The sequence below is a fragment of the Rossellomorea aquimaris genome (assembly GCF_008180865.1).
Lineage (GTDB): Bacteria > Bacillota > Bacilli > Bacillales > Bacillaceae_B > Rossellomorea > Rossellomorea yichunensis.
On record NZ_VTEX01000002.1, the window covers coordinates 861,576 to 880,657 of the forward strand.

Annotated in this window: 14 protein-coding genes; 3 read left to right on the forward strand and 11 right to left on the reverse strand. The window is 42.7% G+C overall.

Annotated features, from left to right (window positions below; translation table 11 throughout):
- Positions 1–140: 140 nt before the first annotated feature.
- Positions 141–1,928 carry a M3 family oligoendopeptidase gene (locus FZC88_RS11860; protein WP_148995015.1) on the reverse strand — a complete coding sequence of 596 codons (1,788 nt, stop codon included), beginning with the start codon at positions 1,926–1,928 and terminating at the stop codon, positions 141–143.
- A 637-nt stretch (positions 1,929–2,565) separates the two neighbouring features.
- On the opposite strand from FZC88_RS11860, the gene FZC88_RS11865 reads away from it, so the two are divergent.
- Together FZC88_RS11865 and FZC88_RS24480 are read left to right on the forward strand one after the other, a co-directional pair.
- Entirely contained in the window at positions 2,566–3,288 is a 723-nt protein-coding gene (locus FZC88_RS11865; protein ID WP_148995016.1) for a TspO/MBR family protein, read from the forward strand.
- 87 nt (positions 3,289–3,375) lie between these two features.
- Positions 3,376–3,510, forward strand: coding sequence for a hypothetical protein (locus FZC88_RS24480; RefSeq protein WP_262371838.1), 135 nt, complete (start codon positions 3,376–3,378; stop codon positions 3,508–3,510).
- A gap of 23 nt (positions 3,511–3,533) precedes the next feature.
- Here the strand turns inward: FZC88_RS24480 and FZC88_RS11870 are convergent, their stop codons facing one another.
- The 9 genes from FZC88_RS11870 to FZC88_RS11910 all read right to left on the reverse strand — a co-directional run bounded on the left by FZC88_RS11870 (position 3,534) and on the right by FZC88_RS11910 (position 17,580).
- A complete protein-coding gene (locus FZC88_RS11870) occupies positions 3,534–5,420 on the reverse strand; it encodes a cation:proton antiporter (protein ID WP_187443594.1) in 1,887 nt (628 codons plus the stop codon).
- A gap of 134 nt (positions 5,421–5,554) precedes the next feature.
- On the reverse strand, positions 5,555–6,871 hold the full coding sequence (locus FZC88_RS11875; RefSeq protein WP_148995017.1) for an oligosaccharide flippase family protein: 1,317 nt from the start codon (positions 6,869–6,871) through the stop codon (positions 5,555–5,557).
- A gap of 340 nt (positions 6,872–7,211) precedes the next feature.
- Entirely contained in the window at positions 7,212–8,555 is a 1,344-nt protein-coding gene (locus FZC88_RS11880; RefSeq protein WP_148995018.1) for a glycoside hydrolase family 30 protein, read from the reverse strand.
- Positions 8,552–9,919, reverse strand: coding sequence for a GH1 family beta-glucosidase (locus FZC88_RS11885; protein ID WP_148995019.1), 1,368 nt, complete (start codon positions 9,917–9,919; stop codon positions 8,552–8,554). The genes FZC88_RS11880 and FZC88_RS11885 overlap by 4 nt, the downstream gene beginning before the upstream one ends.
- A 15-nt stretch (positions 9,920–9,934) precedes the next feature.
- Positions 9,935–10,711, reverse strand: coding sequence for a carbohydrate ABC transporter permease (locus FZC88_RS11890; protein WP_262371858.1), 777 nt, complete (start codon positions 10,709–10,711; stop codon positions 9,935–9,937).
- Between the two features lie 144 nt (positions 10,712–10,855).
- The gene (locus tag FZC88_RS11895) at positions 10,856–11,755 is read right to left on the reverse strand and encodes a carbohydrate ABC transporter permease (protein WP_148995020.1); all 900 of its coding nucleotides are present in this window, start codon (positions 11,753–11,755) and stop codon (positions 10,856–10,858) included.
- 76 nt (positions 11,756–11,831) lie between these two features.
- Complete coding sequence (locus tag FZC88_RS11900; RefSeq protein WP_148995021.1) at positions 11,832–13,145, reverse strand: ABC transporter substrate-binding protein; 1,314 nt, start codon at positions 13,143–13,145, stop codon at positions 11,832–11,834.
- Positions 13,146–13,249: 104 nt separating this feature from the next.
- The gene (locus FZC88_RS11905) at positions 13,250–14,275 is read right to left on the reverse strand and encodes a LacI family DNA-binding transcriptional regulator (protein ID WP_148995022.1); all 1,026 of its coding nucleotides are present in this window, start codon (positions 14,273–14,275) and stop codon (positions 13,250–13,252) included.
- Positions 14,276–14,421: 146 nt separating this feature from the next.
- A complete protein-coding gene (locus FZC88_RS11910; protein WP_148995023.1) occupies positions 14,422–17,580 on the reverse strand; it encodes an efflux RND transporter permease subunit in 3,159 nt (1,052 codons plus the stop codon).
- Between the two features lie 164 nt (positions 17,581–17,744).
- On the opposite strand from FZC88_RS11910, the gene FZC88_RS11915 reads away from it, so the two are divergent.
- Positions 17,745–18,599 (forward strand): TetR/AcrR family transcriptional regulator, encoded by an 855-nt coding sequence (locus FZC88_RS11915; protein ID WP_148995024.1) that lies wholly within the window; start codon positions 17,745–17,747, stop codon positions 18,597–18,599.
- Between the two features lie 46 nt (positions 18,600–18,645).
- Here FZC88_RS11915 and FZC88_RS11920 read toward each other — a convergent pair whose 3' ends face one another.
- Entirely contained in the window at positions 18,646–19,071 is a 426-nt protein-coding gene (locus FZC88_RS11920) for a DUF1284 domain-containing protein (protein WP_148995025.1), read from the reverse strand.
- Positions 19,072–19,082: the final 11 nt, after the last annotated feature.

A 19,082-nucleotide genomic window follows, 5' to 3' on the forward strand; every position in this document is an offset into this window, starting at 1 on the left:
ATAAGGTTGATAAAATGAAAGAACGGTTGATAAATTTTTTTAAGGTCGATAAATTCGAATAATGGTCGATAAACCACTACAACAGTCGTTCCACTACAAAAATAAGGTCCGTCCCCAAAACGGAACGGACCCTGACAGCATTATTCTGTTAACTCAAGAAATTCTTCGATATCCGCTATGCATAGCTTGATCCCTTTTTCCCAGAAGGCTTCTTTGGTGATGTCTTCACCGAGGTGCTTCATGGCCAGTTCTTCGACATTCATGACCGCTGTGTCACGGAGTAATGCCATGTATTTATCTTCATAGCTTTCATCCGACTCCAGGGCTTTGGCGTAAATGCTCAGTGAGAACAAGTATCCAAAGGTGTATGGGAAGTTATAGAACGGCACTCCTGTAATATAGAAATGGAGCTTCGATGCCCAGAAGCGCGGATGAACCTCTCCAATGGAGTCTGAGAATGCTTCCTTCTGAGCGTCCACCATCAGTTCGTTGAGTTTATCAGCAGATACAATCCCCTTCTTACGTTCTTCATAGAAACGTGTCTCGAATAAGAAACGGGCATGGATGTTCATGAAGAACGCGACACTCCTCTGCAGTTTATCTTCCACCAGGGCAATCTTTTCAGCCTTCGTCTCCGCTTCCTTTACGGCAGCATCCGCGACGATCATTTCAGCAAAAGTGGATGCGGTCTCTGCCACGTTCATGGCGTAGTTACGATTCAATGTGTGCATCGGTTTTAATGCATAGGAATGAAACGCATGCCCTAACTCGTGTGCAAGGGTGGAGACATTCGACATTGAGCCTGAATACGTCATGAAGATACGGGATTGATCACTTAACGGGAAGGATGTGCAGAATCCACCCGGACGTTTTCCCGATCGGTCCTCCGCTTCTATCCATTGGTTCTCAAATGCTTTTTCAGCAAACTGGGCCATCTCTTCTCCGAATCGGGAGAACTGCTTCAGAATGAATTTTGCCCCATCGTCATATGACATGGTACTCGTCGACTCTGCCACGGGTGCGTCAAGGTCATACCAATCGAGTCGGTCTTTCCCGATTAGTTTCGCTTTTCTTTCCAGGTACTGAACGAATGGCTGCTTGTTCTTTGAAATAGCTCCCCACATGGCATCCAGCGTTTCTTGCTTCATACGATTATATTCAAGGGGCTCCTTCATCAATTCGTCCCAGCCACGCTTCTTGTAGACATTCAAGCGAAAGCCTCCAAGGTGATTAAGTGTCCTTGCAAAGAGTTCCTCATTTTGTTCCCAGGCATTCTCTAATTTTTCAAAAACCTCTTTGCGCGTATTGGCGTCTGGACTGGAGAGCAGATTATTAGCCTGACCAACCGATAGTTTTTTTCCATCATGTTCAATCTCCATTGCCCCTACGATCGTGTCATACATCTGTCCCCAGCCGTGATAGCCATCGACAGCTAACGCCTGGATAAGTGACTCTTCTGTGCTGGATAGCTTATCTTTCGCTTTTTGTCTCCACTCATTGAGGACGAAGGTAATTTCACTCAGTTGATCATGTTGAAGCAGTTCATTCCAGACCTCTTCTCTGCAATCTGAAAGCTGCTGCTGAAACTTTGTAAAAGTAGAAGAAAAGTCCGCACTCAGGCTTGTGACTTCCGCGCGGAGAGAATCTGCTTTTCGGTCATGCATATTTTGAGCTTCAAGACAGCTCACGAAGGCACCTGCCTGTCGCAAATATAGCATCACTTCTTTTGCTTCTTCTATAAGCTTCCACACCAGGTCAGCATCACTAGCCGATTGGGGCGGATGGAAAGCGAGTGCATTTTCTGCAAAGTCATTTTTCTTTTTTTCTAACGCATCGAGGTGCTTTCTGAATTCCGAAGATTCACTTCCTCCTTGGAAAAAAACATCTAAATCCCAAACATCCGAATATGTATGATTTGTACGGTCCATAATGTCCCCCTATTAGATTTTCTCATTGTCCCTATCCTATTTCTAATTCTCGATAAATCCCATAATTCCTTCCTGATCTTTCACTAAGGTTCTTTTGGTGACGTTTGGTGCTATTATACAGAAGAAAGTAATAGTTGATTTCCGCTACAGGATGCTCGCTTTCCGCGGGGCTGGCGGTGAGCCTCCGGGGTCTCACCTGTCCAGCTATTCCCGCAGGAGTCGATCATCCTTCCACTCCAATCAACTTTCTAAGCATGTATCCTTAATAGAAATCAATAAAAACAATAAGAATTTTGTTTTCTAGTTAATTGTTTTTGGACAACTTGTAGCACTGTCACGAAAATTCTTGCGAAGATGGTGAGGGGAACTGCGTAGACTCCTGCGGAAGTACGGACGTGCCGAGACCCCGGAAGCGAAGTTGAGGAGGCTCGGCCGAACGTCCGCGGAAAGCGAAGCAGTTCCCCTCACCATCCAGCACACACTAATTGACAGAGCCTTGCAGAGCTTATTTAAAAAGACAACAACATTTGAGAAAAGAGCGTTCATTAATCCTTTTTGCCTAACTCTCTTCATTTGGTTTTTAATCTGATAAGAGTGGAATAGTATATAACACCACTACTTACAGGGGGTACACTCAATGAAACTGATCTTGAATATGTTAGCCTTCACTTTAGTGATTGTGATGAATACGCTGGCTGTTACTTTGCCTTTGAATAATCAATCCACGGGGGAAATCAGTGACAGGCTCGATATAATGATTACTCCGGCGGGTTATGTCTTTTCCATCTGGAGTCTGATTTATCTGCTGCTTGCGATTTGGATCATCCGCCAGTTCCCTAAAGACAGAAGGGATCTTCCCCTTTATCAGGAAACAAGCGGACTATTCATCCTGAGCTGCTTATTGAATTCAGCATGGATATTCGTTTGGCACTACAATTACTTTCTCGTTTCGGTATTTATCATGATTGGACTTCTTTTAACTCTTATTGCCCTTTATAGCCGGATGAAGAGTACAGGTCCGTCCCTCCTGGATATAGCCCCTTTTTCGATATATTTAGGATGGATTTCGGTTGCCACGATTGTGAACATTACGTACTACTTGACGGACATCGGCTGGAACGGATTCGGCATTTCTGAATTGGTGTGGGCTTATCTCGGGCTGATTGTCGCTACGGTTCTTGCTTTCTGGTTCCGCATCAGGCAGCATGACATGCTCTATCCGCTTGTGTTTGTTTGGGCATTTGTCGGTATCGGAGTAAAGAACATGGCAGAACAATCAACCTATTCCTATACAGCCTACGCACTCGCCTTTATCATCCTCATCTTTGATCTGGTCTATAAGAGAACACGACAATCATAATGTGCACGAAGGTCCGTCCCCCGGGCCTTCTTTTTTTGTATAGGAAGCCTTCCGATGACTTACATTAAGTGATAGGGGGTGTGTAGGATGAACCAGCAGAAGAAAAACGTCACTCGTTCCGGAACGGATATTGATGAGGTTAAACGACTCAATCAGCATTCAGGGCTGACGTATAATCAAGTGAAACAGTTACTGGGAGAACAATATAGCGGAAAGAAATAACTGCAAATAAAGAAAGCGTCGACTTAGTCGGCGCTTTCTTGATTCGTTTCATTTTGAGCTTTGATGATCTCTTTTTCACGTTGAACCGTAAGTTTCTCCTGAATCTTATTCTTTTCCTTACAGGGCTGAGTGAGACTGACAATCACATCTCCCTGCTCAATCTTAGGTGAAGCACCTTCAGTGAAGAATTCAATCCTTCCTGCCGCTTTAAGGGCAAACAACAATAATGTGTTTTCATCCCGCTCCTCCAGATAAGATTCAAAGGTGTACTTTTCAGTAATATTCGTTTTTCTGAATACGTCTCCCCGTTCGACACGTTTATTCAGCTCTTCCCATGTCACGTGGTTTTGGAAGAGGATCCTTCCGCCAATCGTATGAACCATATCTTCAAGATCATCGTCCCGCTGGCTGCGCAAACTCAGTTGGAATAGGTTATTACGGCCGATCTCAGGAACAAATGTCGTACAGACAAGAGCGTTGTAAGAATCAAGCTCCGTAGCCGCAATCATGTATTCATACGGCGTCATATCTAGATAGTATTCCGTTTGTTCGGATAAGATTTCACCACGGTAGAATGGGATCCCTGCTTTTCTGACTGAAAACAATCTCTGCCATGATGAATCCGAAATTAAGACCGGAATCTTCAGGTCTTGAAGGGTTTTGGCAAATTCAGTACTGAATTTACTCCCTCCCACAATCATAACTCCCGGTCTTTCATCAATGGCAAGGTCCAATTTTTTCGCCAGCCATTTAATGGAGAAGCCATGTGCACATACTGTAGAGAAAACGAGTGCAAAAGTCAGGGACGTCAGTATAGCCGCATCCTCAAAGCCTTTCTCTAATAGTACTGAAGCAAAATAACTTGAGACGGTCAGCGCGACAATTCCCCTAGGGGCAATCCAGCCGACAAGCAATTTCTCCTTATTAGAGAGGTCCGTCCCTATCGTAGATAACCAAATCGATAATGGTCGGACAATGAATAACATAAGAAGCACAAACGCGACGATGTTCCAGTTAAAGATTCGTAATAGCGTATCTACGGTTAACGAAGCCGTCAGCATCACGAAAATGGTTGAAATGAGAAGTACCGAAATGTTTTCTTTGAAGTGACGCATATCATCAATGGATGAAATATGCATATTCGCAAGCGTCATCCCCATTGCCGTGACGGCTAACAGTCCTGTTTCATGTGTGATCTGATCTGAAACTGTGAAGCAGGCAAGAACCAGCGCAAAAACAACAGGTGACTTCAAGAACTCCGGTACATGTCCATTTTCAAAAATGAAGCCTGTGAATTTCCCCAGTGCCCATCCAAATACCACGGCAAATAAGGAAGCTGCAAAGAAGAGTAATAAAGCTAACCCCGTGACTTCATCGCTTATAAAGAAATTAATGATTTCAAAAGCAAAAACGGCAAGCAGGGCACCGAATGGATCAACGACTATCCCTTCCCATTTCAGGATCGCTGCAGGTCTTGGTTTCAACTTCGCCTGTCTTAGCAGGGGTAGAATGACGGTTGGACCGGTTACGATAAATAATCCACCAATGACAAAGGAAACAGCCCAGGATAACCCGGCCACATAATGAGCCCCTAGAGAACCTAATATCCAAGCAAGGATGGCTCCTATGGTGACTATTCTAAATAAAGGCTTACCTAATCCCTTTACCTCTCGAAAATTAAGATTTAAGCTTCCTTCAAAAAGGATGATGGCAACCGCCATGGATATAATGGGTTTGAACACTTCCCCGAAATCGTCCTTTGGATTAATGAGACCAAATATAGGTCCCACCAGCAATCCAACAATCGACATGACGACGATGGCAGGAAGCCTGAACCTCCAGGCAATCCACTGGGAAGCGATCCCGAGTACTCCGACTAACATGATGTTGAATAAAATAGAATCGATCATAGCTTTCTCCTTTGAAGGTTATGAAATGAGCCATCATAACAGTAGATATTATGTACATGTTTCCAGGATAAAAGATTTGTCCCTCTTTGTGCAAAACAAAGAGGTTCAAAAGGGCACATCTGTTTTTTTATAGTTTACATTTTAATTGCCGATTTTAACCAGAGAGTCGTTTCCAATTCTCTGCAGATCGTAAAATAATGAAGCATGGTGATCAGAACGGCTCCCGCGTTCATGCCAAGAATGACTCCTTCCATTCCAAAACGGGATCCGAGCAAGTATATCAGTGTAAAAGAAAATACACTCGACCATATGGTATGAAGGAGAGCATCCTTCACCAATCCCAGTCCGATCAAAAAAGCTTGGAGTGGAAACACCAGGAAATGAAAAAGAAAATACGGCCAGAGCAGCTTCAAATAATAGGCCGATTCCACAGAATGAAAGAACATTTCTGTAATATAGTCCCCAAGCAAATAGTATATGAATACTACAGGAATTCCATATCCTAATGTAATCCACATGACCTGCTTAAGGTGTGTCAGTATTCCATCAAAGTCCTTTGATGACACTTTTTCCGATACAGTCGGAATTAACACGATCAACATCGAGAAGGCAATAAATGATGGAAAAAAGCCGATGGTGAGGGCAATTCCAGCCAACATTCCGAAATGCTCATTCGCTTCCAGCGCTCCCATACCTGAAAGAACTAACGCCCATTTGATCAAAAATGGCTGAACGGCATGGGTGAGAGCGTGGAATATCCGCAGCACGGTCGTTGGAAGCGATACAGATAATACTGACTTTCTCATTTCAATTATTGATAATGTAGAATGGCTTTTCTTTCTATTACCCCTAATCTCGAGTACGTAAGCATGAATTAAATAAACAAAGACGACCACTTCACTGGCAATCAGCGTCCCAAGTGCTATGAAGATGGACGTATTGATACCAAAAGATAGAAAATTATAGATCGAAACCAGTAAAAATAGCTGAATTCCTTTACGCAGAAAATTTGCGACTGCAATTTTGCCCATCCGCTGGATCCCCATAAAATAGCCCCTGGTGATCGAAGTAAACGCCACAATGGGAATGACAATCAAAATGAGCCAGCGAATCCCTGGGTGGTATCCTTCAAATAAAGGAGTCCAGGCATATATGAGGACCATGAGAACTAAGAGAATGCACGTCGTGATGACCGCAAATCGAAATGCATAGTGAAGCATGCCCCGATGATACTTTTCTTCCCGTTCGGCAAAGAACTTGGAAAGACTGATCGGCAGCTCCATACTTGATAAAATGACAATCAGAAACACAGTCGGCAGAATCGACATATATGAGCCAAGACCAGCCTCCCCAAGCTCCCGAGCCAAAATCATATTGATCACAAACTCCAAACACTCACCTAAAAAAGCCGTCACCACCAGCACCAATGTACCTCTTAAAAACAAACTCATATGTTTGTACCCTGCCTTTGTTTTAGATGGTCTATTCTATGATGGTTGTCCTGGGAATATGTGAAGGGGCACGTGATGGAAATGGAGTTAGTGCTTTATTATGGGTTTGTTTCGCTTTAGATTGATGCTGCGGGGTATTGTTGAGTATGAGGGAGAGGTTGTAGCGGCACTTCCAACCAAACTCGTGCCAGTTTCAAGCAAACTCGTGCCACTTTTCCACTTTGTTGTGTCACTTTCAGACAAACTTGTGCCAAATTGTGAACATACCGCTACAGAATACCCACCGGCCTATCTATTTTCAAAACAAAAAGCAGCCCTCCCGAGGACTGCTTTCAATCTATTATCTAATAATGAATGTAGCTATAGAATGAGAAGGTAGCGTAGTAGTCATCGATCCATCAGCACAGGATATTGAAATTTCCTCATTCCCGCTATTCGCATTCATAGCAACCAACACGATTTCCCCATCTGGATTTTCAAAGGACGTAGCCAATATGGAGTCATTGGAAACTTGACTTCCAATACGTCTTGCACCAGGCTTGATATATTTACTAAAATGGCCAATATAATAATAAGAACTGTTATAGTGAACCTCGTCCGTTTGAGTATCTACGATCACCGGCGCGTCACAATAATTCCCTACATGATTAGGCCCGCCTTCTTCATTCAATACCAAATTCCAATCGATCCAGGCTTCAAGATAATTGTTCAAGTCACCGATGATATTCCTGCCGTAACGCTCACCTGTATCCCATGAACCTACCTGTACCCCGCCTTCAATGCACCCTTCCGTAAAAATAAGATGCTTATCAGGAAAAGCATGATGTACTTTAGAGAGATTTTCAAACTCCTCCGACACGTACCAGTGCAAACCTGTTCCCCATACGTACTTAGCTGCTTCAGGATCAGATAATACGGCATGGGCACGCTCATATATCACATCACGATTATGGTCCCATATGATGACCTTCACATCATCATGCCCATTTTTCGCCAGGGACGGACCTAGATGATTTTTAATGAAGTCACGCTCTTCTTCTCCCGTATATAGACAAGAATCCCACACCTGCTTTGCTTCCGGTTCATTTTGAATCGTGATGCCCCAGATTCGGATCCCCTCTTCTTCCATCGCCTCTATATACTTTGAATAATAATCAGCCCAAACAGATTCATACTCTGATAATAGTTTCCCGCCATTGTTCATTTCTCCGTTCGTCTTCATCCATGAAGGCGGACTCCAGGGTGAAGCTACGATGGAAAGTTCTTCATCCGCCACATTCATCGCTTCTTGAATAAGAGGAATCACGAGCTTCTTCTCACGTTCGATGGAAAAGCTTTCTAACGACGTATCGCCATCCTCCACATACGTATAGTTCCCTAACGAAAAATCACAGCTATTGATATGTGTTCTGCCTAAACGATAGCCCAAACCTTCTTCAGGATCGAAATACCGGTGAATGATTTCTTCCCGTTTTTCTGGGCTGATGAGGGAGAGGCTGTGAGCAGCCGCTTCGGTGAACGCGCCTCCAAACCCTATCATTTCTTGATATTTCCGCTCTGGATCAAGCTTGATATGAGTAGCAGATGGAGCTTGATCAGAAGAAAAGGAAACCGGTTCTTTTTCAGAGAACCGCTCTCCAGTATCTTTGGCTGTCAAAATTACCTTTACTTGCTTTGCATTCATTGTGCAACTTCCTCTGCATTTGTGTGAAGACCATGCTTCTCTTTATGATCCCGGATGATTTCAGCGTATCGGAAGGCGCTGTCTTTCCAAATTCGCTCTTGTGTATCAAAATCCACGTAAAGAATTCCGAATCGCTTATCATATCCGAAGCTCCACTCGAAGTTATCCATCAGTGACCATAGATAATATCCTTGAATGTTCATGCCTTCATCATTAAGGTCAGAAACGGCTTGAAGATGCAGATTCAAGTAGTCGACACGTTCCTTATCATGCACTCGTCCATTCTCCAACACATCGTCATAAGCCGCACCGTTTTCCGTTATATAGATTGGCAGATCAGTATAAACTTGTCTCAGGCGGCGGATGAGGTCTTTAAATTCATTCGGCGCGATATCCCAGCCCATCCCTGTTTTCTTATAATCAGAGTAAGCTCCTTTATGCATAAAGTCATGGGCTGCACTGAACTCGACGATTCCACGACTGTAATAATTGATGCCGAAGAAGTCACATTCAATTGAGATCAGCTTCATATCCCCTTCTTTAATAAAGTCATAGGAATGGACATATTTCGAGAATAAGTTCATCATGTCTTTCGGATATTCTCCCTTGAATACAGGATCAAGGAACCAGCGATTCGAATAACCATCCGCATTATTTGCAGCTAACGCATCGTTCACTGAATCCGTATTTGGATAAACCGGTGATAGATTCAACGTGATGCCGATGTCGGTTTGGGATTGGAATTCTTTCTTCAGCATTTCTACCGCTTTCCCGTGAGATAACAGCATGTGATGTACAGCTTTGACCGCTTCATCCATATTGGTATGACCCGGAGCATGCACCCCTTGATGGTAGCCAAGGAAGCCCGCACACCATGGTTCATTATGAGTGATCCAAGAATCGACTACCGAATCAAGCTCCGTGAAACATGCTCTGGCATATTCCAGGAACCATTGAACGGATTCACGATTGACCCATCCGCCCTCTTCATGCGCCCACATTGGCAGATCCCAATGATATAGCGTAACGGCCGGCTTGATTCCTTCTTCTTGAAGTCTTCTTGCAAGCTTTTTATAAAAGTCCATCCCTTCCTGATTGTACTTACCCTTTTCAGGAAAGATGCGTGGCCATGCAATGGAGAAACGGTACGTATCCACTCCAAGGCGTTTAATATGCTGGATGTCTTCTTCAAATCGGTGATAGTGATCACATGCGACATCACCGTTATGCTGCTTATACACTCTTCCCGGAATGTCACAGAACATATCCCAAATGGATGGAGTTCTTCCCCCTTCCTGGTGAGCTCCTTCAATTTGATACGATGATGTGGCAGTTCCAAAGGTAAATGTTTTCTCAAAATGCATATGTCATTCTCTCCTCTATTCTTTGATTGATCCTGCTGAAATGCTGTTGACGATATATTTAGATAAGAATAGGAACGCAATCATGATTGGTACGACTGAAATCGCAATCCCTAAATACATCGATCCTAAATTTTGTGCTACTTGAGATCCCTTCAAGAATCCCATCAATACTGGCAACGTATATTTTTCAGGCGAGAACAAGATCACGAGTGGCATGATGTAGTTATTCCATGATCCGATGAACGTGAAGATCGACATCGTTGCAACAGCCGGCATCATGATCGGAATCGCCACCGTATGGAAAATCTTGAACTCACTCGCACCATCGATTCGGGCCGCTTCTATTAGACTTGGATGCAAAGTCGTCTTGATGTATTGTCTGAGAAAGAACACGACAAATGGACTTGCGATCGCAGGTACGATCAATGGGATGAAGGAATCCAGTATCCCCAGGTTCTTACTTAGTTCATAAAAGCCGATAAGCCCCAATTGTCCCGGAACCATCATCATCACAAGCATGAAGACGAATAAGAAATTCTTCCCCCTGAATGTGTAAAAAGCAAATCCATAGGCAGTCAAAGCTGAAAAATATCCTGATAATACGGTCGTGAGGACAGAGATGATCAGACTATTCTTGAAACCCGACCAAATGTTTACGTATTCCATCATATTGGTATAGTTTTCAACTAAGGAACTGCCCGGGATCAAGGTGAATCCTGACAGGATCGCTTCATTCGATCTTGTTGCGTTCACAAGCATCATAAGAAATGGGATGAAGCAAATAATCGCCATCAACACAAGCAGGATATAGATAATGCTCTTCACAATGTTGTTTCTGGTCTTTAGTTTGGACTCATGTGGCAGAAGTTCGGGTTTTGGTTTTTCTATCTTCTGAGTGGACACATTTTTTTCAACCGCTGTTTTTCCCAACATGCATTACACCTTCCTTGCTTGTTTGCGTTCATTACCATACATCCCTTTGAAGACAATCGCAGAGAAAATCAAGGTAATGACAAACAATCCGTATGCTACAGCTGATGCATACCCGTAATTGTTAAACTTGAATGCTTGATTGTACAGGTACAGTACCATGGTATTCAGTGATCCATCCGGGGAACCGATTCCGTCTGTCAGAAGCATCGGCAGATCAAACAGCTGAAGGCCGCCGATCAGGGATGTGATCATGATATAAAGTAAGATTGGTTTTAATAAGGGAATGGTGATTTTTGTAAAGGTCTGCCATCGGTTTGCTCCATCGATCAAGGCAGCCTCGTAGTAGTCTTTCGAAATTCCGGAAACACCCGCCATGACCACAATGAACGAATGACCGAACCACATCCAGGTAAGGATCAGGGATACAGACAGCTGTGCAGTCGTCGGCTCGTTCAGCCAATTAATCGGTTCTGATATAAGACCTATATTTAATAGAATCATATTTAATGATCCGTGCTGCCAGTCCAGTAAGATACCAAATAGCAGAGCGACCGAACTAATCGTGATTAAATTAGGTAAATAAAAGATCGATCTGAAAAATGCCAAACCTTTTAACTTCATTCTCATATCAGAGAAGATTAATGCGAGTACAAGGGCCAGTCCTATTTGCAGGGCAAAATTGATCCCCCATATTTTCCATGTGTTAAAAAATGCTTCCACAAAATAACTGTCCGAGAGTAAACGGGCATAGTTTGCAAGACCGACAACTTCTGCTGTCCCGCTTCCTGAATAATTCGTAAAGCTATAGTAGAATGTAAGCGCAACAGGATAAATACTAAATATTAAAAAGATGATCCAAAACGGGGCAATAAAAACATAACCATATCGGTCTAATTTCTTCATTCCCCAGCCCCCCTTAGTTGTTAGTAGATTTGGCAAGTGGCATGGACCATGCCACTTGCCCTTGATTTTTTACATGTTAATTTTTTGGTACTTTTATGTCCGGATATGCGTTTTGTGCTTTTTTATAAAACTCTTTAATGGCTTCTTCTTTTGATTTCTTCCCGTCCACGTATTGCTGAACAGCGTTTCCATAGAACGTATCTAGCTGTTGATCATATTTCGTTACAATTCCAGGCTCGATTTCTTTCGCTTGTTCAAGGAAGAATTGATAGTTATTTTGACCGCCAAGGAATTCGTCACTGAAATCACCTTTGATTTCGTTTGTAACAGGTAGGTAGGACAGAACATCCCCAGTTTCTTTTGCCCAGTCTGTCAGGAATTCATCTTCCTGGGTCATCATCTTCACAAAGTCATACGCAAGTTCTTTGTTCTCTGATTTTTCGTAGACCCCTAACCATGTTCCACCCCAGAAGTACGGGCTTGGTCCATTCGTCACGGCCCAGTCCCCTGCTGTTTCTTTTACATTTGTCTTCAGGACGCTGTGAAGGCCCCACGTCGGAAGAACATATGAGAACACTTGTGTTTCTTTCTCTTTTCCATTTTCTTTCATTTTTATCGGCTTATCCATCGCTTCGAACCACGATGGAGACCACTCAGCAGCAAGAGCTGTATAGTTGTTTTCACGAAGTTTCTTTGCAGATTCCATATACTCGATCTTTTCATCTGTCAGTTGCAACTCATTTTTATCATTCACCCAAGGTTGTGGATTATTTCCTTGAGAGAACCAGCGGATCGCACCCTCATCCGGAAACATGCTGTAGCCTTTTTCCTTCATCTTCTCCGCAACTTTAAATACATTGTCCATTGAGTTCATCATGTTACCTACCTCAGTTGGATCATCTGTGCCAAGTACTTCTTTTGCAATGCTTCTTCTGTAGAAGATCCCCCCCGGAGTTGTTTGCCATGATAGGGCTCTTACGTTACCTTCTTTGTCTTTACCTAAATCAAATACGTAAGGAACATATTTATCTTTGATTTCATCTACATTGTAGGGGTCTTCCGATAAATTCTCCCAATATCCCGCATCCACCCACTGCTTAAGGAATGCAATTTCTCCCGTAAATACATCCGGTGCTCCCACGCCACTCTCTAAAACAGGTTTTAATTTCGTCGGGTAATCAGCGATTGGAACAATCGTCAATTCTACTTTTACGCCGTTTTTCTCTTCAAACTTCGTGATTGGTTTCTTCAGTTCATCCGTAAATGACCACACCTTCAAATCCACGTCTTTATCTTTCGAACTTCCCGATGATTTAGAATCTCCGGAGCAAGCTGACAATACCCCTGCCAGCAGTACAAGCGTCATAAATATTCCTAAAAACTTCTTCATCATTATCCCCCTTTGTTCTTTTCCCAATATAGTTGCGAAAGCGGTTTCGTTTCACTTCTTTTAAAAATTCCGAAACCGGTTTCGGAATTACTAAAAAATAAAAATTAATTATTTTTTTCTTTTTTTAGTGATGTGCATGATTCCCTGATGATTAGTTCTACTGGAATGATTTCCGTTGTTATGAGTTTCTTTTTTTGAATCATTTGTTTAATTAGTAACTGTCCTGCCCGAGCACCGATTCTATCCGTGTCTTGTCTGACTGTGGTTAGTTTCGGAGTGACATAGGCCGACATTTCAATGTCATCATACCCGATGATAGAGATATCTTCCGGTATTTTTAATCCCTTTTCTTTAATGGCTTCCATTGCTCCGATGGCCATATGGTCACCTGCTACAAAAACAGCAGTAGGTATCGTTTCCAGTTCTAGAAGGGACTCCATTGCTGCTCTACCTTCTTGAATGGAAAACAATCCACCATTCACAAGGTATTCTTGATGAATCGGAAGGTTTAAATCATTCATGGCCTTAGAAAACCCTTTAATCCTTTGTGCTCCTGCATCGATCTTTGGATCTCCTGAAATATGAGCGATTCTTGTATGGCCCAATGAATGAAGATAGTTCACTGCAAGCCTCCCTCCCTCAATATTATCGGAATAGACGACGCTGCAGTTCTGATTGCTCATATCAATCACGACAATCGGCACATGATTATTAATCATGTCTTGAACCTGCGGGTCGTTAGGATCTGAACATATTACGACGATCCCATCCACAGCACGGTACATAAAATGCTCCAAATAACTAGTATCCCGATTTCGCAGATTGCGAGAGGCAAAGATTAAATCATAGCCTTCCCGTTCTACATGCTTTCTAAAACTTTCAATGAGGGCGCTAAAGAAAGGATGTTTCATCCCGACCTCGTTGTCCTCAGCGAACATTACACCGATCGTCCAGGATTTTTTTGTCGATAAAGACTGGGCGTGGGCATTTGGTAAATACCCCATTTCAGCTGCGGCCTCCAGGATTTTTTGTTTCGTTTTCTGACTCACATCTGTGTAATTGTTAAGAGCTTTAGAAACTGTCGTACTGGAAAAACCAGTCCGTTTTGCTAAGTCATAGATTGTAACCATTGTTATCTCCTCTTCATCGAAAGCGCTTTCGTTAATGTTATTATAGTCCAGACTTTTGATGGAATCAATACTATTTTTCAGAAAATTTATACAAGAGGCAACCTAAAGAAAAAAAGCAGCCCCGCAACAGGACTGCTTTCCTCAACTTACTCTTTTACTGCCTTTCGCTTCCGTCGACCAATCTTTCCTTTAATTTTCATCAGGATTTCATACACGATCGGCACAACGACAAGTGTTAATAGTGTCGAACTTGTCAGACCGCCAATCACTGTTACACCAAGTCCTTTAGAGATCAATCCACTTCCTTCAAGACCTAACGCCAATGGGAACAGTGCCCCGATTGTCGCAATGGCTGTCATAAGGATCGGGCGAAGTCGGGTGGCACCGGCTTCTAGTAACGCTTCCCTTGTTGATAGACCTTCGTTTTCTTTATGAATCACCCGGTCAATCAGGACGATTGCGTTGGTTACAACGATACCAATCAGCATGAGTGCACCAATCATGGAGGAGATACTGATTGTTTCTCCTGCGATTAATAGTCCAACCAATGCCCCGATGATCGTAAATGGCAGCGAGAACAAAATGGCAAACGGTGCAAGCCCTCCGCCGAATGTGATCACGAGGATCAAGTACACAATGGCAATGGCTGCGAGCATCGCTAATCCCAGTTGTGTGAAGGATTCCTGGATGTCTTCCGTTACTCCACCCATGTCTACATTGATACCTTCTGGCAAATCGAGTTCTTCGATTTCTTTTTGAATGGCTTGTGATGCTTTTGACACATCATCCGATTTTAATTCTCCGCTCACTTGAGCAAATACTTTTCCGTCGCGTCGTGAAACAGTATCGGATGTCTTACCTTCCTGCACTTCAACGACGTCTTTAATCGGAACTTCAATGCCCAGTGGTGATTGAATGGTTTTATCCGTCAAGTCGTTGATGCTTTCGTACTCTTCTTTTTCAACGTCTAAATAGACATTTACCTCTTCTCCATCTTTTTCAATGGTGGTAAGGACCGGACGCTGACGTGTCTGACCAAGTTCCATTGCGATTTGACCCGCTGTCAGGCCAAGCTCACTCAGCTTTTCCTGGTCTGCGATGAACGAATACTCATCGTACGATTCAGAGATACTCGACCCTACTTTTTTGAAATCTTCTTTATCTTTCATCATAGCTTGAATGTCGTTTACAACAGGTTCGATTTCTTTCAGGGTTTCACCGTACACATACACGACAATTTCATTGCTGCCGGCACTGGCGGAGAAGTCTTGTGAAGCCCATTCCCCTTTATCTGTTGTTTCTTGAAGTTTTTTAATGACTTGTTCTTTTTCTTCAGAGAAATTCTCTGTTTCATCACTGTATTGAACATAGAATATTGCGTTGTTTGAGCTCCCCGGACTCATTGGGTTCTCTCCACCAACCGAGTACTGAATCGTTTCAGCCCCTTTACGCCCTTGGAAATACTCTTCTGCATCTTGAGCGATTTGATTTACATCTTCTTCTGTTTGACCTGGTTCCGGTTTATACGTTGCCATGATCATCTTTTCTTCGTCTGATGGCAGGAAACTCACCCCGATGAGCGGAACCAGGAACAAGCTTCCGACAAGCATCGCGACAGCCAGGAGTGACGTGATGATTTTATGGTTCAGCGACCAGTTCAATACGCCTTTGTACCAAATCGCTAAACGGCTTTGTTTTTCCACATGCTTCTTCCCGACACCTTTTTTAAACATCGAGTGAGCAAGCATCGGTACAATCGTTACTGCCACTAGAAGTGAAGCCAATAGGGCAAACACGATGGTCAATGCGAATGGCAGGAATAGTTCCCCGATCATTCCCTGAACCAATCCTAATGGAAGGAACACAGCGATTGTTACAATCGTGGAAGACGCGATCGGAACGAACATTTCCTTCGTTGCTTCCCGGATCAACTCTTTTCCTTTCAACAGCTCACCTTTAAGGGACATCCGTCGGTAAATGTTCTCCACTACTACGATGGAGTCATCAATGACACGTCCAATCGCTACGGTCATGGCTCCAAGAGTCATAATATTTAATGTGATATCCATCTGTTTTAAAAGTAAAATCGCGATTAACAACGATAATGGGATCGATACGACGGAGATTAGCGTCGATTTAATATCCCGTAAGAATAGCAGGATGATGATGACCGCAAATATAGCACCAAATAATGCTTTGTTCAGCATGGTACTGACTGATTCCTCAATCGGTTCGCCCTGGTCAAAGGTAGAGATGATTTCAACCCCATCCAAGCTTTTTTCAAAATCTTTCACTTCTTCTTTTACGGCGTTTACAACGTCTACCGTATTGGCGTCAGCTGTTTTCACCACTTGAAGTCCGATGGATTCCTTCCCATTGGTTCTGGAAATGGATTCAGCTTTCCCTTTCAGTTCAATATCAGCAATATCTGATAATTGTACGGTCGGGACTTTCATCCCCGCAGGTGCTTCCTGAGCCTGAGGCGTTTCTACAGGTTGACCTTGAGAAGATTGACCACCAGGCTGTTGTCCTTGCGGCGCTTCCATATTCCCGCCGGCTGAAGGCGTCACAGGAATCTTCATCTCTTTCAAATCTTCGATCGTTGTGATATTTCCATCAACCATCACAGATTTCTGACTGTCTTTAAACGTGTAAAGTCCTAATGGTGCTGTCACATCAGAACCTTTGATCATATTTTGGACCGTTTCTTCGGTTAAGCCGTATTGAACAAGCTTTTCTTGATCAAAAACGACTTGTGCTTCTTGAACTTGTTGACCTGAAACTTGAACAGATGCTACCCCGTCCACTCCTTCAAGTTGTGGTACGATCGTTTCTTCTACAGTCGAAGTTAATTGAGCAAGAGATTGATCATCATTTGCTACACTAAGTGCGATGATCGGGAAAGCGTTAAAGCTTAGTCTTGATACTTCCGGCTCATTCACCCCTTCTGGAAAAGAGAGATCTGAAAGAGCATCTTCCACTTCAGTCTTTGCTTCGTCCATATCTTTCGAAAACTTGTATTCTATCTGAACGGCTGAAGCATTTTGATAAGACGTGGAGCTGACAACATTTACTCCATTTAAATTCTTCAAACGTTTTTCAATTGGTTCTGAAACCTTTTCCGCTACGTCTTCAGGTGTAGCTCCCGGATACACCGTCGTAACACTCACAATCGGTGTATTAATGTTTGGCAAGGTTTCGAGTTTCATATTAAATCCAGAATATAAGCCTGCAATAATGACGATGATGGTCATTAACCATACGGCAAACTTATTCTTGAGTACGAAATTAATAATACTATTCACTCTTTTAATCGTCCCTTCTCTCATTTTCTGACCGACTAGTCATAACACAATCTAATATAACTGACCGAACAGTCATAAGTCAATATACTTATAAAATAAAAGGTTTATTTTTTGTGACCAATCGGTCATAATGGAGTCAAGGAGTTTATCAAGGAGAGGAAAGCATGAAGGAAAAAGAGAAATTAATTATTGAAACATCGATTAAGCTGTTTGCCACGAAAGGGTTTAACGCTACCTCGGTTCAAGAAATCGTGAATGAGTGTGAAATATCTAAAGGTGCATTCTATTTGTATTTCAAGTCAAAGGAAGCCCTTCTGTTAGCTATCATGAACTACTATTTTAAAATGATCACAGCTAAAGTGAATGAGATTGAAAACGAGGATCTGCCTCCTTATGAAAAATTCCAAAAACAATTAGAATGTCAGTTTATTGAAATCTGCAAACATAAAGAGTTTATCATTATGCAGATCAGAGAGAATGCCATGCCGTTTAACGATGAAATCCATGATCTCCTCAGCGAGATGAAAATGGACACCCATCGTTATTATAAAAAAAGATTATATGGGATTTACGGAAAAAAAATCGAACCCTATTTCTGGGATATCACCATGATGATTCAAGGTTTTTTCCATTCTTATTTAGAATTGGTGATGCTTGATAAAATCGAATTGGATTTTTCCTATTTGTCCCGATTCATATTGAAACGTACAGATGATTTAGTGGAAGGCTTACTAAAAAGCGGGGATCAGCCTGTTCTTTCCTTTGAAAAATTGGATGATCTGGTGAAGGATTTCACTTCTTCAAACAGAATCAACGAATCCACCCTTGTTCATATGATTGAGGACTCCATAGAAATAGCGGAAGATGAAAACAGCCAAATTTCATTGGAAGTCATCAAAGAAGAAATTCAAAAGGATGAGACGCGTATCGTCGTCATTAAAGGGATGATGATGAACCTTGAGGAAGACCCAACGCTTAAGCATCTGATGAATGCATTGAGACATTATTATAAAATCTAATGACTAAAGACCCGCACCTGATCAGATGTGGGTCTTTCATTTTAATTTACACTAAAACATTCTCCCTTAACTTTCCGATCCCTTCCTTACAAACCCCATACTCCAGCCAGGAGCAGCCTTCACATAAATGATCAAGGTCTTCAGGCTTTACCTTTCGGGCCGTAATGCTGATCAATGCTGATTTCATATAGATGTCTCCGTGTTTCAATCCAAAATGGTGAAGAACCTTGCTGTCTAACGATAGAACATGGTCATTGGAGTCCGCACTTTTTTCACATGCTGATCTCCCCTTATGAGGGCAGGCCTGGCAGGCGTCATCGAAGGACTGAACAACCTGGATGGGAAAGTCCAATTCCTCGTTTCGCATCTCTCCCACTATGTCTGCCATCACCTTAACGAATTCAGTACTGTACCCCATACCTTGAAACCCGTGAGTACAAAGTAGATGATGACCTCTTAGTATCCTCTTCATGGAATCCCCCT

What these genes read in the sequence shown, in the direction of transcription:
- FZC88_RS11915 (WP_148995024.1), top strand. Translation starts at nt 17,745, where the DNA reads ATGAAGGAAAAAGAGAAATTAATTATTGAAACATCGATTAAGCTGTTT.
- FZC88_RS11870 (WP_187443594.1), bottom strand. Translation starts at nt 5,420, where the DNA reads ATGATCGATTCTATTTTATTCAACATCATGTTAGTCGGAGTACTCGGG.
- FZC88_RS11895 (WP_148995020.1), bottom strand. Translation starts at nt 11,755, where the DNA reads ATGAAGAAATTAGACCGATATGGTTATGTTTTTATTGCCCCGTTTTGG.
- FZC88_RS11920 (WP_148995025.1), bottom strand. Translation starts at nt 19,071, where the DNA reads ATGAAGAGGATACTAAGAGGTCATCATCTACTTTGTACTCACGGGTTT.
- FZC88_RS11875 (WP_148995017.1), bottom strand. Translation starts at nt 6,871, where the DNA reads ATGAGTTTGTTTTTAAGAGGTACATTGGTGCTGGTGGTGACGGCTTTT.
- FZC88_RS11860 (WP_148995015.1), bottom strand. Translation starts at nt 1,928, where the DNA reads ATGGACCGTACAAATCATACATATTCGGATGTTTGGGATTTAGATGTT.
- FZC88_RS11885 (WP_148995019.1), bottom strand. Translation starts at nt 9,919, where the DNA reads ATGCATTTTGAGAAAACATTTACCTTTGGAACTGCCACATCATCGTAT.
- FZC88_RS11890 (WP_262371858.1), bottom strand. Translation starts at nt 10,711, where the DNA reads ATGGCGATTATTTGCTTCATCCCATTTCTTATGATGCTTGTGAACGCA.
- FZC88_RS11880 (WP_148995018.1), bottom strand. Translation starts at nt 8,555, where the DNA reads ATGAATGCAAAGCAAGTAAAGGTAATTTTGACAGCCAAAGATACTGGA.
- FZC88_RS24480 (WP_262371838.1), top strand. Translation starts at nt 3,376, where the DNA reads ATGAACCAGCAGAAGAAAAACGTCACTCGTTCCGGAACGGATATTGAT.
- FZC88_RS11900 (WP_148995021.1), bottom strand. Translation starts at nt 13,145, where the DNA reads ATGAAGAAGTTTTTAGGAATATTTATGACGCTTGTACTGCTGGCAGGG.
- FZC88_RS11865 (WP_148995016.1), top strand. Translation starts at nt 2,566, where the DNA reads ATGAAACTGATCTTGAATATGTTAGCCTTCACTTTAGTGATTGTGATG.
- FZC88_RS11905 (WP_148995022.1), bottom strand. Translation starts at nt 14,275, where the DNA reads ATGGTTACAATCTATGACTTAGCAAAACGGACTGGTTTTTCCAGTACG.